At 64.1% G+C, this 15,980-nt stretch carries 13 protein-coding genes; 4 read left to right on the top strand and 9 right to left on the bottom strand.

What is annotated here, in order from left to right:
- Positions 1 to 461: 461 nt before the first annotated feature.
- The 6 genes from AC3WVQ_RS22030 to AC3WVQ_RS22055 are packed head-to-tail and all read right to left on the bottom strand — an operon-like array spanning position 462 to position 6,916.
- Positions 462 to 1,850: a BatD family protein gene (locus AC3WVQ_RS22030; RefSeq protein WP_250806889.1), complete on the bottom strand. Its 1,389-nt coding sequence runs from the start codon at positions 1,848 to 1,850 to the stop codon at positions 462 to 464.
- Entirely contained in the window at positions 1,847 to 3,418 is a 1,572-nt protein-coding gene (locus tag AC3WVQ_RS22035) for a vWA domain-containing protein (protein ID WP_112974717.1), read from the bottom strand. The genes AC3WVQ_RS22030 and AC3WVQ_RS22035 overlap by 4 nt, the downstream gene beginning before the upstream one ends.
- Positions 3,415 to 4,419 (bottom strand): vWA domain-containing protein, encoded by a 1,005-nt coding sequence (locus AC3WVQ_RS22040; protein ID WP_034799141.1) that lies wholly within the window; start codon positions 4,417 to 4,419, stop codon positions 3,415 to 3,417. Before AC3WVQ_RS22040 ends, AC3WVQ_RS22035 begins: the two co-directional genes overlap by 4 nt.
- Positions 4,406 to 4,933 (bottom strand): DUF4381 domain-containing protein, encoded by a 528-nt coding sequence (locus AC3WVQ_RS22045; RefSeq protein ID WP_492382975.1) that lies wholly within the window; start codon positions 4,931 to 4,933, stop codon positions 4,406 to 4,408. Before AC3WVQ_RS22045 ends, AC3WVQ_RS22040 begins: the two co-directional genes overlap by 14 nt.
- Entirely contained in the window at positions 4,933 to 5,928 is a 996-nt protein-coding gene (locus tag AC3WVQ_RS22050; protein WP_089043698.1) for a DUF58 domain-containing protein, read from the bottom strand. The genes AC3WVQ_RS22045 and AC3WVQ_RS22050 overlap by 1 nt, the downstream gene beginning before the upstream one ends.
- 16 nt (positions 5,929 to 5,944) lie before the next feature.
- Positions 5,945 to 6,916 (bottom strand): AAA family ATPase, encoded by a 972-nt coding sequence (locus AC3WVQ_RS22055; RefSeq protein ID WP_089043823.1) that lies wholly within the window; start codon positions 6,914 to 6,916, stop codon positions 5,945 to 5,947.
- 278 nt (positions 6,917 to 7,194) lie between these two features.
- Between AC3WVQ_RS22055 and AC3WVQ_RS22060 the strand changes: the two genes are divergently transcribed.
- From AC3WVQ_RS22060 to AC3WVQ_RS22075, 4 genes are all read left to right on the top strand, one after another.
- Entirely contained in the window at positions 7,195 to 8,160 is a 966-nt protein-coding gene (locus tag AC3WVQ_RS22060; protein WP_492383296.1) for a formylglycine-generating enzyme family protein, read from the top strand.
- Between the two features lie 77 nt (positions 8,161 to 8,237).
- Entirely contained in the window at positions 8,238 to 9,269 is a 1,032-nt protein-coding gene (locus AC3WVQ_RS22065) for an HAD family hydrolase (RefSeq protein WP_034799720.1), read from the top strand.
- A 447-nt stretch (positions 9,270 to 9,716) separates the two neighbouring features.
- Positions 9,717 to 9,977, top strand: coding sequence for a hypothetical protein (locus AC3WVQ_RS22070; protein WP_060586085.1), 261 nt, complete (start codon positions 9,717 to 9,719; stop codon positions 9,975 to 9,977).
- 233 nt (positions 9,978 to 10,210) lie between these two features.
- Positions 10,211 to 11,977 carry a tetratricopeptide repeat protein gene (locus tag AC3WVQ_RS22075; RefSeq protein WP_034799155.1) on the top strand — a complete coding sequence of 589 codons (1,767 nt, stop codon included), beginning with the start codon at positions 10,211 to 10,213 and terminating at the stop codon, positions 11,975 to 11,977.
- Positions 11,978 to 11,996: 19 nt separating this feature from the next.
- On the opposite strand, the gene curA is transcribed toward AC3WVQ_RS22075, so the two are convergent.
- The 3 genes from curA to AC3WVQ_RS22090 all read right to left on the bottom strand — a co-directional run bounded on the left by curA (position 11,997) and on the right by AC3WVQ_RS22090 (position 15,637).
- Positions 11,997 to 13,022, bottom strand: a complete 1,026-nt coding sequence (curA, locus tag AC3WVQ_RS22080) for an NADPH-dependent curcumin/dihydrocurcumin reductase (protein WP_457578600.1) — start codon at positions 13,020 to 13,022, stop codon at positions 11,997 to 11,999.
- Positions 13,023 to 13,192: 170 nt separating this feature from the next.
- On the bottom strand, positions 13,193 to 14,554 hold the full coding sequence (locus AC3WVQ_RS22085) for an O-acetylhomoserine aminocarboxypropyltransferase/cysteine synthase family protein (RefSeq protein ID WP_492382976.1): 1,362 nt from the start codon (positions 14,552 to 14,554) through the stop codon (positions 13,193 to 13,195).
- 45 nt (positions 14,555 to 14,599) lie between these two features.
- On the bottom strand, positions 14,600 to 15,637 hold the full coding sequence (locus tag AC3WVQ_RS22090; RefSeq protein WP_192445280.1) for an isopenicillin N synthase family dioxygenase: 1,038 nt from the start codon (positions 15,635 to 15,637) through the stop codon (positions 14,600 to 14,602).
- Positions 15,638 to 15,980 lie beyond the last annotated feature (343 nt).

Here is a 15,980-nt window from a genome sequence, read left to right on the forward strand (position 1 = left end):
GATCAACAGAGAACAGGATACTACGCCGGGCATGCTGCTGTGTTGCAAATCCGTGCCGGAAAGATTCCTTCAGGCGCAAATACTTTGCGCCATTCCGTCGTTGTGCAGGAAGCAATCGCGAGCCTGCCGACGGATCATGAGCGGCAGGGGTGCCAGCCGGGAACCATTAGCGCTACGCGTTTCCCCAGGCAGCGCCCCTTGAACAGGTTCCCGGGCGATAGGCACGTTCAGGGAAAGCGCGATCGCTGCGGCGACAAGGCCGAGCCCTCCAGCCGCCTGAACGCCAAGGGCGGGAATGAGAACGAAAGAAACAGCCAGGCACCCGGCGATCGCGCCGAGCGTATTGGCAGCATAGAGCCTGCCGCCCTTCGCGGCGACGCTACGTTAGCGATTCAACTTCTACCGGCGGGTGTCCGCGGGTAAGTACGTAACAGTTACGAAGGTCGGCGACGGCGGGTAAATCAGGTCCGGCCCACGGCTCCGAAGCGCCTTGGCGGCGCGGCCTCCAGGCCGGGATTGAGGTCGGGCAAGTCCGATGTCGGGCCGCCGCCATCGGCGGAGGTTTCCGAAAGCCAGCGCTGTCTTGCCACCTTCAATCCGCCGCGCAACCGGAGGAGATCAGGCCCGTCCTGATGGGAGCCGCCGCTGCCGTAGCGGCTGCGGCGATAATCGGCAAAAGCGTTTGCCGTCGCCGGGTCGGCGAACCTGTCGAGCCAGCGCGAGAGCGGCGTGTTGCCGGTCCGGCGTGACCAATGGTCGAGCGCCGTCTCCAGCCGCATGGGGTCGTGATCCCGACACGCGTCGAGCACGTGGCAAAATGCCGTCGCCTCGGATTGCGCCCTCTGCTCGAGCGCGGTTTCCAGCCGGGTTTCGAGGCGACCGAACAGATTGGCGGCCAGCTGGATAAGCGTCGCGAGTGCGGCGATCGATGCCGCGATGCCGAGCCACCACAGCCAGTCGAAAGGTTCCTCAGCGGGCGGCGGCGCAGGTGGGGCGAGTGCGGGCGCAGCCGCTGGGGCAGCGTTGACGTTGACGGTCACGCCGGCCGCCTCGGCCGTCTGCGTCGATCCGCTCGCCGGGTCGAACCAGGGCAGGCTGATCGCAGGAAGCGCGTAGGTGCCGGGCTTTGCAAAGACGTAGGTTGCCACGTCCTTGCGCAGTCCCGCCGTGATATCCCCGCGTGACGTGCGTTCCTCCGAAAGCACCGGATCGTGCCGGTACAATTGCACGTCCGCCGGGGCGTCGAAGGTCGGTTCGGGTATCATCATCGGTGCGAGGCCGGCCGCGCGAATGGTGATGGTCCGCACCAGGGCATCGCCTGCCTTTAGCCCCGCGGGATCCCGGTCGAAAGACTGGGTGAGGGTGATTTCTCCGGCGGTGACGCCGGCCTCTCCGCCTGCGCCTTGCGGAACGGCTTCGACCGTGAACTTGAGCGAAGGCAACGTCACCTGACCCTTGCTCATCTGGCCGGGTACGGCGGCATAGCCGAACGGAATGACGGCGGGCGGCAGTACGTAGTCGCCTGCCGCCTGCGGGGTGATCGCGTAGGTTTTGCGGATGCCTGAGAAGGCCTCGCCGTTGACGGTCTCGTTGAGGTTCATGCCGCGTTCGTCGGGCATGGTGACGACAGTGCCGGGAAGATCGAACAGAGGAAACTGCGGCGGCGAAAGGAAGTAGTTCGGCACGAAGACGTCGACGTCGACCTCGATCTGCTGGCCGGCATAAATCGGCGCCTTGGTCGTGAGCGTCGCGCGGGCAAAGGGATTGGCGGCGAAGGCCGTGCCTGCAAGCCAAAGCGACAGGCCGAGGAGCCAGATGATCTGCCGCGGCAGGGCGGCGAGGGCTGTCACGGGGCCGCCTCCTTTGCTTCGATCGCAAATTTTCGTGCCAGCAGTTCGGCCGGCGACACCTGGATGTTGCGCATCCACATGTCGGCCGTCTGCGGTCCCCCTTGCGTGGTGGCTTCCGTTCCCTTCTTGCCCTTGTCGTCGAACTGGACCTGGTCCGGGTCAATGCCCGCCTGTTCCTGCTGTGCGTCCTGTTCCTGCTTGTCCTTGTCGGCCTTGCGCTTTTTGGCGATCTCGAGGTTCTTTTGGGCGTCGGTCCAGTCGGGGCGGCGCTTTAGCGCCTGCTCGTAGACGGCGATCGCTTCGTCGGCCTTGTCGAGGTGCAGGAGGGTATTGCCCTGATTGTAGTAGCTTTCCGCCGTATCGCTCTCGGCAAAGGCGTCGATCGCATCCTGGAAACGGCCGGCGCGGTAGAGCGCTGCGCCGCGCCAGGCGGGATCCGCGAACGTTTCAGAGGCCCCCTGGAAATCGCCCTGTTCGAAGGCGCGACGGCCCTGCTGGTCCGGAGTGAGCCAGAGGTCGATAAAGCGATTGTCCGCCGCCTCCACCCGTTCGCTGCCCATGAGCGAAGTGGCCGCGAGCAGATAGACCGCCCAGCGTATGGTCCAGCCGCGTCGGAACCAGAAGAGGCCGAAGACGGCGATCGGAATCGTCAGCCACCAGCCGAGATCGTGCCAGCGCGTCAGCCCTTCGGCCGTCTTCGCTGCAAAATTCGTCTGGATGCGTCTGATGATCCAGCTGACGTCGGCGTCGTCGGATGTCACCGACGCGACCTCGACCTTGGAGGCCGACTGCAGCGCCTTGAGGCCGTCGACATCGAGCTTCGCCCTGACATACGCGCCGGTCGCATCGGTCAGGAACCCGCCGTCCGCCGTCTTGACCGGACCGCCTTCTGCCGTGCCGATGCCGAGCACCATCAGCGAGTTGCGCCCCTGATACCCACCGAAGGCCGGGAAGGCGGAACGCTCGACGCCGTCGGTCATGAACAGGATGGTGCCGGGCACCGTTTCGTTGGCGAGCGCTTTTTCGACCTCCTGCAGGGCCTTGGCTGTGTCCTTTCCCTCGACGGGCATGATCTGCGGCGACAGCGCGGCGAGGTAGGATTTGACCAGCGCGGCATCGTCGCTGAGCGGCAGGACCATGTGGGCGGAGCCGGCATAGGCGAACAAGGCGGTGCGCGAGCCTTTCCTCCTGTCGAGAATGTCTTGAATCTTCAATTTGGCGCGTTCGAGCCGCGTCGGCGAAACATCGGTCGCGTTCATCGTCGGGTTGAGGTCAATGGCGATTGCCAGAGGTGCGGTGTCCTCGACGAAGGGCGGCCGTTCACGCTGCCAGGTCGGGCCAGCGGCTGCGATCGCCGCAACGGCGATCAGTGCGGCGGTGACGTGCACCGGCTGGAAACGCCGTTTCCCGCCCTTGTCGATCAGCAGGTGATCGAGCAGGTGCGGTGCGATCATGTCCTGCCACTGCGAGCGGACATCGCCGCGCCGGGTAACGAGGTAGATCAGCAGCGGGACGGCGGCGAGCGCCAGCAGCCACAGCGGCCGCAGAAAGTGAAAATCCGCGATCATGGCGCTGCCTCCCGGCGCTGACGCCGGTCGCCGAGCGAGGATAGGAGCCACATGACGGCGTGATAGGCGAGCACCAGCAGGAGTGCCGCACCCAGCGGATAGTAGAACAGCTCGATGCGCGGCCGCCAGGAGAGCGTCTTCTGGTTTGCCGGCGTCAACTGGTCGAGCAATTGGTAGATGTTCTGCAGACCGGCCTGATCCTGGCCGAAGAAGTAGCGCCCCTTCGTCGCTTCGGCGATCTGTTGGAGTGCCGCCGTGTCGAGCTTCTGTTCTCCTTGAGCATTGGGATCGCCGATGCCGACCGTGTGGATCACCACCTTTCGCTCGGCGGCGATGCCGGCGGCCTTGTCGGGCGGCATCTTACTGGCGGTGTCGTTGCCGTCGGTCAAGAGGATCATCACCTTGTCCGGCGCGGTGCTGGCGTCGAACATCTTGATCGCCAGCCCGATCGCATCGCCGACGGCGGTGCGGGGACCGGCCATGCCCGGCAGGCTGTCGGCCAGCATCAGCTTGACGGTCTTGTGGTCGAGCGTGAACGGTACCAGCGGATAGGGCGCATCGCCAAAGGCGATCAGGCCCAACCGGTCATTGGGCCGCCGGTCGATGAAGTCGGCGACCACCGCGTGCACCGCTTCGGCGCGGGTCTGCAGGTTGCCGGCGGGATCGCGAAAGTCGCGCGTGTCCATCGACTGTGACAGATCGATCGCCAACATCAGGTCGCGCTGCGGTTCGACCTTTTCGATCGGCGGCTCGACATATTGCGGCCGCGCCAGCGCCAGCACGATCAGCGTCCAGCAGATGGGTGCGATCACCTTCTGGCCGAGATTGGTTCTCGGAACGACGGAGCCTTCGGTCGGACCGAGATTGGCCGCCGCGGTGATGTCCTTGAAGAACGGCACCCTGACGGCGGCCGACTGCTCGCGGTATGGCGGAAGCAGCCACCAGACAAGGAAGGGCAACGGCAGAAGGATCAGTGCCCAGGCGTGGTCAAGCACGTACATGATGCGCCTCGATCCAGTGCCGCGCTGCCGCGATGTAGGCCTTTGCCTCAGCCTCCGGAACCGCGGCGAGCGCCTGGCTGCCACGATACTCGGCTTCCTCGAAAAAACGCGCAGAGGCGATCGGAAAGACGGGGCCGCCGGAATGAGCGTCGAGATATTTGGTCCAGCCGGTGCCGTGCAGGCCGGCAATGGCTTCGCGTGGCCAGACCGAGAGCGCGGTCCGCTTCAAAAGGACAGGCAGGGCCGCGAGCGCCTCGCCACGCGATCCGGTGGCGGTCAATCCGGCTTCTATCTTTCTGAGGTCGGCGAGCGCCTCGCGGCGGTAGCTGTTGGCCTCCCAGCGCCGGTACCAGCGCCAGCAGGCAAAGGCCGCCATGAGAAGGACAATGCAGCCGAGCACCACCCATGCCGGGGTCTGGGGCATCATCGAGACAGGCTGCGGCAAGGCGATATCCGCGAGCTGCCGAAGGGCGGCGTCGAGCATCGGATCTCTCGCAGGTGCCGCCGTCGCCATCATCGCCTCCGCTGCCGGCTGGCGAGTTGGCCGAGCATGGTGCGCAGCTGCGGCGCCACCTCTTCCGCCGCAGAGATCGGCAGCATGGGCAGGCCGAGCTCCTCCTGCCAGGCGCGCAGCGCTCGCCCGCGCTTGCGGGCAAAGCTGTCGATCGCCTCGCGCACATTGCCATGGCCGAACTGCACTTCGGCCTGAAGCAGCCCGCCGCTAAAGACGATATCGCCCTTGCGCGGCAGTTCGAGCAGGAAGGGATCGTAGATCAGAACGCAGATCACATCGTTGTGGGCCGAAAGCTTCAAAAGCATGTCGCGGGTTTCGAGGCTGTAGCCGTCGAAGTCGCTGACGACGATGATCAGGTGATCGTGCCGGGCGATGTTGGCGACGGTCGTCAGCACGACGTCGAGCTGCTCGGCTCCATGCGGCGCCTGCGAACCGGCCTGCAGTGCGGTATTGTGGCGAACGATGCTGTCGGCGAGCCGGATCACCGCTTCGCGGCTGCGGTATGGGCGCGTTTCGGTTACCTCCTCGTCGCCGAAGACGAAGCCGCCGACACGGTCGCCAAGGGCTAGCACGCGCCAGGCGGAGAGCGCTGCCACTTCCGCCGCGGCGACCGACTTCATCGCGCGGCGGCTGCCGAAGAACATGTTGATGCGCTGGTCGACGACAATGAGGGCCGGCCGGTCCTTTTCTTCGTCATAAACGCGGACGACCGGCTTGCCGGTGCGCGCCGTCACGCGCCAGTCGATGGCGCGGATGTCGTCGCCGGGCAGGTAGTTGCGTAGTTCCTCGAACGAAAGTCCGCGGCCGCGCATGCGTGATTCGTGACGGCCGGCAAGCAGGCGGCGCACCGGCGCCTTGCGCAGGAACGTCAGATCGCGGGCCATCGCTTCGAGACCGACAAGTGCGTCCACTGAGGTGTAGACGCCGGTGGCGTCGGCGGTGCGGGGCTTTATGATGCCGCGTGAGCGGGCGAGGGCCGGCAGGGATATGGCCATCGGCGAACCTCCATCCTCAGGCGACCGCGACGAGCTCGACGATGCGGTCGATCACCTGGTTGGCGGTGGTGCCGCCGGCATGCGCTTCGTAAGAGAGCACCAGGCGATGGCGAAAGACATCGTGCACGGTCGCCTGCACATCGTCGGGCGTGACGAAATCGCGGCCATTCAGCCAGGCGTGCGCCCGCGAAACCTTATCGAGGCCGATGACGCCGCGCGGGCTCACGCCGACCTGAAGCCACTTGGCCAGATCCTTGTCGACCTTGTCGGGATAGCGCGTCGCCATCACCAGCGCGACGATGTAGTTCTCGATCGCTTCGGAAACGGTGATCGCCGATATTTCCTTGCGTGCGGCAAAGACCGCGTCCTGGGCAAGCTTCTCCGTCGCATGATTGTTGGACTTGGCGTTGGTTTCCTCCGAGCGCACGAGCCGCATGATGTCTGCCTCTGAGGCTGCGTCCGGATAATCCACCTGGATGTGCATGAGGAAGCGATCCAGTTGCGCTTCGGGAAGCGGATAGGTGCCTTCCTGCTCGATCGGGTTCTGAGTCGCCATGACCAAAAAGAGATCGGGCAGCACATGGCTCTTGCCGCCGATCGTGACCTGGCGTTCCTCCATCGCCTCGAGCAGCGCCGATTGCACCTTGGCCGGCGCCCGGTTCACCTCGTCGGCGAGGACGAGATTGGCGAAGATCGGCCCTTCCTGGAACTGGAACGCGCCCCTGCCGCCCTCGGAAAAATAGATCTCGGACCCCGTGATGTCGGCGGGCAAGAGGTCGGGTGTGAACTGGATGCGCGAAAGCTCCGCATCGAGGTTTTTGGCCATGCTCTTGATCGCTCGGGTTTTCGCAAGTCCGGGCAGGCCCTCGACCAGCAGATGGCCGTTGCTGAGCAGCCCCAGCAGCAAGCGCTCGATCATGCCCTCCTGGCCGATGATCGCTTCGCCGATGCGCTTGCCGAGTTGTTGGATATCGTCGCGTGCACCCATGAAGTCCTGCTCCCTTGCCCTGCCGGCAACATCAGTCGTCATGAACTTTCGCGAGAGCTTATTGTTAAATCAGGCCAATTGGAAAGAACGTAACAGTAACGAAGGCCTGAGCGGCGATGGCGGATACCTCTTGTGGCACGCGGCCTGCGACCCCGAGGGCTTTGGGCGATTGCGTAACGGTTACGTACTTTGGGCAGCGGGCATTTGGCGCTAACGTGTGCAGACCGTCCGCGCGCGTGCTAGCCGACGGTGCCAAGGGAGATCAGAGCCACATGCAAATGTCCCCGAAAATGCCCCTTGTCGACGAAACGCCCGCGGCGATCAGCGCCCGCGAGCAAATCTGGATCGAGGGCGGGACCTTTCTCATGGGTTCGGACAAGCACTATCCGGAGGAAGCGCCGGCCCATCCGGTGAAAGTCGACGGCTTCTGGATCGACGTCACGCCTGTTACCAACCGGCAGTTTGCCGCCTTCGTCGAGGCGACCGGCTACGTGACCGAGGCGGAAAAGACGCCGGACCCGAAGGACTATCCGGGTGCGCTTCCGGAAATGATGCGGGCGGGTTCGGTGATCTTCGATCCGCCGAAGCGGGTGACCAGCAACAGCCCGTCGCAATGGTGGAGATTCAAGTTCGGCGCCGACTGGCGGCGGCCCTATGGGCGGCAGAGCAACATCCGCGGCAAACTCGACCATCCGGTGGTGCAGGTCTCCTACCTTGACGCCAAGGCCTATGCCGCCTGGGCGGGAAAGGACCTGCCGACGGAGGCCGAATGGGAGTTCGCCGCGAAAGGCGGGCTCGAAGGCGCGGAATTTGCCTGGGGGGACGAACTGGTGCCCGAGGGACGTTTCATGGCAAACACCTGGCACGGCATGTTTCCGACGGAAAACCTGAAGCCCGACGGCTTCGAGCGGACCTCGCCGGTCGCGAGCTTTCCCGCCAATGGCTACGGCCTCTACGACATGATCGGCAATACCTGGGAATGGACCAGCGACTACTGGTCCACCCGCCACCCTGCGCCGGCGCAAAAGAGCTGCTGCATACCCGCCAATCCGCGGGGCGGGGACCGGGAAGCGAGTTTCGATCCGCGGCAGCCGACGATCCATATCGCCCGTCGCGTCGTGAAAGGCGGATCCCATCTCTGCGCGCCTAACTATTGCCGTCGGTATCGTCCGGCGGCGCGTCACGCGCACGAGGAAAACGCGGCGACGACCCATATTGGGTTCCGTTGCATTCGGCGGCCCTGATCCGGCCGGAGGACTTGAAAACCGTTCCGCCAGGAGGATGGATGATGACGGCAACAGCGATGCGTTTGGGGTTCGTGATGGACGAAAGGGCTTGCAAACCGCGGCTTCGCGCAAGGCTCGCTGGCCTGCTGCTCGCGTTCGTTGCGGCCTTCGCCTCACCTGTTGCCCTTGTGGCGGCCGATGCGCCGGCCGACATTCTGCCCTCGTGGAACGATGGCGAGGCGAAAAACGAGATCGTCGATTTCGTCACACGGGTCACCAGCGAGGGCAGCGCCGATTTCGTGGCGCCGGCAGAGCGGATCGCCGTCTTCGACAATGACGGCACGCTGTGGACCGAGCAGCCGAACTATTTCCAGGGCATGTTCGCCATCGACCGCGTCAAGGCGATGGCGCCCGAGCACCCCGAATGGAAGGACAAGGAGCCTTTCGCATCGCTGCTGAAGGGGGACATGGCAGGCGTTGCCGCCGCCGGCGAAAAAGGCATCGTCGAGTTGGTCATGGCGACCCATGCCGGCATGACGACGGACGCGTTCACGAAAACGGTCACGGATTGGTTCGCGACCGCCCGGCATCCGCGCTTCGATCGCCCCTATAACGAGATCACCTTTCTGCCGATGCGCGAGTTGCTCGATTATCTCAGGGCAAGCGGCTTCAAGACCTATATCGTCTCGGGCGGCGGCATCGAATTCATGCGGCCGATGACCGAACAGATGTATGGGATCCCACCCGAGCAGGTGGTCGGCAGCAGCATCACGACGAAGTACGAACTCGACGGCGACGCGCCGGTGCTGATGCGGGAGCCCAAGATCGACTTCATCGACGACGGTGCCGGCAAGCCGGTCGGGATCAACACCTTTATCGGCCGCCGCCCGATCTTCGCTGCCGGTAATTCCGATGGCGACTATGAGATGCTGCGTTGGGTAACGGCGGGGTCCGGCCCGCGTTTCGGCATGATCGTTCACCATACGGACGGGGAGCGCGAATGGGCCTATGATCGGCAATCGCCTGTCGGCAAGCTGGACAAGGCGATGACCGAGGCCGAGCAGCGGAACTGGCTTCTGGTCGATATGAAGAACGACTGGCGCAAGATCTACGCCTTCGACAAATAGGTGGCTGCACGGCTGGCGCCGTGCGCCTCAGCGATCGATGTTGGGGCGAGGGCCGAGTGCTAAGCGCGACTTTAGCGCGGGGCCGTGGTCGACTATCGTCGCGCGGACGATGGTGCTTTTGCTCGTCTTTCCCGCCGCGGAACATCTCTCAACACCGATCGCGATATCGCGTGTGCCGCCTGTACGGCTGCTGACGGCCCGAATCATGGGATTCGAGGCGAAGATTGCCAAGGTGCCGGCAATCCGGACCAATGTTACTGTTACGTACTTCCGAAAATCGGCGTTCGTGCCACTTTTCGCTCAGGGGAGAGGTAAGCGAGGGTCGGATTGGCCACAAGCACTGACCGGCGAGCCGGCCCCCCGCCCGCAACGGTGTCTGGTCGTCGCTGACACCTTGGGGAATGCAAAGGCATGAGCATCGATTGTCGTTCAAACGGATGGTAAACCATGCCCAGCGCAGCCTCTCAACGGGGACTACTGAAGCTTATGCTCAGGCTGCCGGCTCTGCGCGGCCAGTTGCAATTGCTCTGTGCCAAGAACCAGTCCCTGGAAAGCCTCTGCGAAGCCTATGAGGAAGCGAGCTCTATGCTTGACCGGCAAAGGCGTCTCGCCCCTCTGGATCATTCGATGATCTCGGAGTATGAATTGATCTGTCGCGAGATCGAAGAAGAGGTCATTTCCGTCTGTATCGCCGATACGGGGACGTGAGCGTAGTCCGTTGTGATTAACAAATAGCTCGCTTGAGCTTGTCAGAGCGACGAAAACCCCACAAGAATTCTATGGGAATGATCGGGCGTTCCTGTTCCAACTTAAAATGATTCAATTCTTCGATGAAAATATTTTGTGACGGTGCGATATTCTTCTTTCCGCCACAGAAGCTCTCGTCTAGAGTTCGCCTCGCGTTGCACTCTCTTTGGGGTTGTGGCAGTTGGGAGCGCATCATGGAAGCCAGCAGAAATGCGGGTCAAACGAACTGCATTGCCGTTGCAGAATGCGAGGCGCGAGCCGCCCTTGAGCGCATTCTTGCCGACAGCCAGTTTCACGCGACCGAGCGTCATCGCAAGCTGTTGCGGTACGTGGTTGACGAGTTTTTCGCTGGCCGTTCGGGCCAGGTGAAAGCCTACACGATCGCCATTGACGTCTTCGGACGGCCCGCCTCCTTCGATCCTGCGACCGATCCGATCGTGCGTGTGGAAGCGTCGCGCCTGCGCGCGGCCCTGGCGCAATATTACGAGGCGCTCGGCGAAAGAGCGGAGCTTCGCATCGAGCTGCCGAAAGGCAATTACGTTCCGCAATTCGTGATCAGCGGTGAGCCTTTGAGAGGGGTGCTCGAGAGCACGACGCCGGTTGCTGAGGCGGCAGCCGAGCAGCCCATCGAGCTCGCGATTGCGCCTGCCGTTCTTGCCCGCAAATGGCGCCCGCTTGCGGGCTTCGCGGCACTTGGAACCGGCGTGGCGGTCATGGCCGGGGCCTTCTACGTGTCCATTGCCGACCACCTTCCCTGGCAGCCGGTTTTCTCGGCCAAGCCGACGATCGTCGTTGACGTGCCGACGCGGCAGGGTGCCGACGACGACGTGCAGAAGAAGGCGGGTGACTATCTGGTCCACGCACTCTCGCAGTTTTCCGCCGTCCGCACCCTTGCGCCGGTCTCGCCCGCGGGTGTCGACGTGGCGTCGATAACCGGGTGGGTTTCGTCCGCGCCGCCGGTCAAGCTGCAGGGCAGCAAGGAATACAGGCTTTCCATCGCCTACAGCACCGACGAGCGCCGGCATGAGGTCTCCTGGCAGGTGATCGATGTGCAAAGCAACGAGGCGTTGAGGTCCGGCAGCTCGAAGGTGGCGCTCGACAGCGGCGACGCGCAGGAAATACAGGAAAAGCTGCTTTCTCGTCTGGCCCTTTCGCTTGCCGGCGAAGAGGGCGTCATTGTCAGTCTGGAGGCTGCGCGGCAACTGGTGACGCCGTCGATCGGCTTCGGCTGCGTGCTTCAGGCGGATGTGGCACTGGCGCGGATCGACCCTGAGGGACTGGTTTCGGCCCACGGCTGCCTTGAAAAATCCGTCGCCTACCAGGCCGCCGACGCCGATGTTTTGGCGAGCTTGGCGATGGTGTTGGTGGCAACCGGTGAAGCGAGCGCCGCGCCGACGGTGGCTGAGCGTGCGCTGAAGCTCGCCGACAAGGCCGTTGCGCTGGCACCGCAATCGAGCCAGAGCTACGTCGCCCAGATGCAAGCGCGCTTTGCAGCCGGTGACAGGGAAGCGGCGTTCATTTCCGGTCGGCGCGCGGCGGCACTCAATCCGCTCGACGACGCCATTCCGGCGCGGCTGGGTCTGCTGCTTTTCGTCAGCGGCGCCTATTCGCAAGGGGTGAATCTGGCCCGTGTGGCGGATGCCGGCAGCGAGTATCTTCACCACGATGCCGCGCTGACCCTGGCGCTCGAAGACTACCGCAGCGGCCGCTACCGCGAAGCGCTGAGGCGCGCACGCGAGCTTGCCAATCCGGCGGACATGGCGGTCAATCTCCTACGCGTGGCAGCGGCAGGCCAACTCGGCCTGACGCGGGAAGCGACCAGCGCTTTGGACGGATTGCGCCTGAACGAAACGCGCGCGTCGCAGTCGTACGATACGGAATTGGTCGCTCGAGGCTACGCGCCGGACCTGATCGCGTTGCTTGATGACGGTCTCGCCAAGGCCGGCTTCGCCCAGCAGTAAGGCCGGGCCCGAGCCCCTTTTAGTTTTCGGCGGCGACCCGGATCACCAGCTTGCCGAAATTGCGGCCGTCCAGCAGACCGATGAAGGCTTCCGGCGCATTCTCGAGCCCGTCGACGATGTCTTCGCGGTAGCGGACTTCGCCGCTTTTGATCCAGCCGGCCATCTCCTGATAGAAGAGCGGCCTCTGATCGGCAAACTCGCGCTGGATGAAACCCCGGATGAGCAGGCTCCGGCTGAGCACTTCGCGCATGACGCCGGGCAACCGGTCGCTCCCGGCTTGCGCGCCTGCGGGCTGGTTGTAGTGCGCAATCAGGCCGCAGACGGGCACGCGAGCGAAGTCGTTCAACAGCGGGAACACCGCATCCCAGACATGACCGCCGACATTCTCGAAATAGACGTCGATGCCTTTGGGGCAGGCGGCGGCGAGCTGTTCGGCGAAATCAGGCGCGCGATGATCGATCACCGCGTCGAAGCCGAGCGTGTCGCGAACGAAGGCGCATTTGTCCGCACCGCCGGCGATCCCGACTGCGCGCGCACCCTTGATGCGGGCAATCTGCCCGACCGCCGAGCCGACGGCGCCGCTTGCAGCCGCCACGACGACCGTTTCGCCCGGCAGCGGTTTGCCGATCGTCAGCAGCCCCGCATAGGCGGTGAACCCGGGCATGCCGAGAATGCCGAGTGCCGTCGAAAGAGGTGCGGCCGCCGGATCGAGCTTGCGTAAGTCAGTACTACGCGACAGCGCATAGCTTTGCCAGCCGGAGTGGGAAAGAACGAAATCGCCGTCGCTGAAATCCGGGTGACGCGAGCGGAGGACGCGGGCGACCGTGCCGCCCTCCATGACAGCGCCGATCTCCACCGGCTTGGCATAGGAGCGGCCGGCATTCATGCGGCCGCGCATATAGGGGTCGAGCGAAAGGTAGAGGATCTTCAGGAGAACCTCGCCTTCCGCCGGCTCCGGGATAGCCGTTTCGACGACGCGGAAATCGCTCGGCACCGGTTTTTCGGATGGCCGCGCGGCAAGCAGGACCTGGGTATTCTTGCTCATAGTCTTTTCCTCCTGTGCGTGTCCCGATGCCCCGCGGCGGCTGACGCGCGACGAGAAGCTCTTTTCGCATGAAACGAAACAAAGGCCTACAGACGAGTTTTGAGCCACAAACGGCTCCGCGGGCTCGCCCCTGCGGACGAGCCCGCGGAAAATGCGAAAGCGTCTTACGCTCAGGCGGCGTCGATCGCTTGTCTGAGATCGGCGATGATGTCGTCCGAATGTTCGATGCCGATCGAAAGCCTGACATAGCCGGGCGTCACCCCGGTCTTTAGCTGGTCGATCTCCGACAGCTGCGAGTGCGTCGTCGTGGCTGGATGAATGGCCAGTGAGCGCGCGTCGCCGATGTTGGCGACATGGTAGAGCAGTTTCAGCCCGTCGATGAAACGCCGTCCCGCCTCGCGACCGTCCTTCAGCTCGAAGCCCACGAGCGCGCCATAGTGGCCGTTCAGCAGATATTTCCCGCCGCGCGCTTTTGCCTCGCCATCCTGGAACTTCGGGAAGATCACCCGCGCCACCTTCGGGTGGGTGCGGAGGAACTCGGCCACCTTGATGGCATTCTCGTTGTGCTGCCGGATCCGGAGCGGCAGCGTTTCCAGACCCTGGATGAACTGGAATGCGTTTAGCGGGCTGATCGCGGCGCCGAGGTCGCGCAACAGCACCGCGCGGGCGCGCAGGATATAGGGATGAAACGCGATCGCGGCCGCTTTTTCGAGCCAGGTCTTGCCCTGGTAGCTCGGGTCAGGCTCGTGCAGGTTCGGATGGCGCGCCTCATGCTCGTGCCAGGGAAACTGGCCGCTGTCGATGATCGCGCCGCCGATCGAGGTACCGTGCCCGCCGATGTATTTTGTCGTCGAATAGACGACTACCGCAGCGCCGTGGTCGAAGGGCCGGATCGTCAGCGGGGCCGCCGTGTTGTCGACGATCAGCGGAATGCCGAAGCGCTTGCCGATCTCGGCGACCTCGGCGATCGGAAAGACTTCGAGCTTCGGATTCGGCAGGGACTCGGCATAGTAGGCACGTGTCCGGTCGTCCGTCGCCCGGGCAAACGCCTCGGGATCAGCCGCATCGACGAAACGAACCTCGATGCCGAAACTTTTCAGCGTGGCGGCAAACAGCGCCCAGGTGCCGCCATAAAGGCCGGCGGCGCTGACGACGTTGTCGCCGGAGCGCGCAAGGTTCAGGAGCGCGAAGGCCGATGCCGCCTGGCCGGAGCCAAGTGCCAGCGCGGCTGCTCCCCCTTCGATCTCCGCCAGCCGCTGCTCAAACGCGTCTTGCGTCGGGTTGGAAACGCGGGTGTAGAGATGCCCCGGCGCCTCCAGCGCAAAGAGCTTGTCGGCGCCGTCGGTGCCGGGCAGTTGATAGGAGGTCGTCTGGTAGATCGGCACGGCGACGGCGCCGCTTGCCGGATCGAAGCGATAGCTGCCGCCGTGGAGCGCCAGCGTTTCGGGATGCAATCGCCCGTCGGCTTCGCGCAGGCCGTTCGGCGTCTTGATCTCGACTGCCGGTTCTTCCGGCTTCTGATGGATCGTCATGCCATTTCTCCTTGGCTCTCAGGTTGATCGGCGCTGTCCGGTTGATCAGGCGGGCATAGCCGCCTTTGGCTGCTCCAGCAGGTCTGCGTGGTGCGCGGCGGCGACATCGGGGTGCGAGCGCAGCCGGGATTTCAGCACGTTGCGGCCGACCTCGTGGAAGAGCGGGTTCTGCGGATCCTGGGTGACGCCGCGGACCTCGGCTGCAAGCTGTGGCGGGAGATCGAGCACCGGGATGGTCGAAGCGAGATTGGCGCCGAGGAAGAAGGCGACCGAGAGCCGATCGCCGCCAGCTGGCGGCGTTACCACCCGGTGGATGTTGGCGAGCAGATAGCCGTTCGATGCCAGTTCCAGGAGTTCGCCGACATTGATGACGAAGGTGCCGCGCTTCGGCGGTGCGTCGATCCAGCCGCCCTTGCCGTCGTCGACCTGCAGTCCGCCGACCACGTCCTGCAACAGGATGGTGACGAAGCCGCCGTCCTTGTGGGCGCCGACGCCCTGATCGCTTTCGGTCTTGTCGCGGCCGGGATAGCGGATGATCTTGAGCAACTGGTTGGGGCCATCGCGATAGATCGGCCCGAAGACATCGGGCTTCTGCCCGAGCGCTTCGGAGAAAATCTCGATCAGCCGGATACCGAGCCCGGTGACGGCTTCGATATAGCCAAGGATCGCAGGCTTCAGTTCCGGCAAGGCGTCCGGAAACTGGTTCGGGCCGACAAGCCGCTTCCACGGCGCATCGCCGGACGCGATATTGAGGCTCTGGCGCTCGGGACCAAAGTCGACCTGTTCGCGCCAGTCCTGCGTGCCGCGCGTGTATTCGAGGCCGGCGCGATTGTAGCCGCGGAAGTGCGGCGACTTGCGCATCTCGATCGCCCGCTTGTCGTCCTCCGGCAGCGCGAAGAAGCTGCGCGAAAGCGAGAGAATGCCGTCGATTTCGTCCTGCGGGATCCCGTGGCCCTCGAGATAAAAGAAGCCCACCGAGCGGGCAACGCTGCGCAACTCGTCGAGCGCTGCGGCCCGCTCGGGGTGGCCCGCCGCAAAGCGCGAAAGGTCAAGGACGGGCAGGGTTGGATTTGTCTTGCTCAAGCCGGTCTCCCTTTGTCGTTCAGGCGGTGGGCCAGTCGATAAGGCCCTGCGCCGGTTCGCACATGATGGGAGAAGCCTAACCGGAGGTGGCTCGCTCACTCAATATTGTCTATGGAAATTATGGACTAAATTTCAACGAAAGCGCGAAGCGGGCTTTCGAACGGAACTGGTTTGCGGGGAATATCCGTCCCGGCCGTCTGTTTTACGGATTCCCTGAGCTGTCTCATGCGTGCGAGAGCAACGATCGTTCGGCGACGAAATCCGCTTGCGGCGAAACGCGGGGAGCGGCAGACGCTAGGCCTAACAACGACCAAAACCCCGCTTCGCCTTCGGCCAAACGGGG

The organism is Ensifer sp. EB106-05-01-XG146 (genome assembly GCF_058791875.1).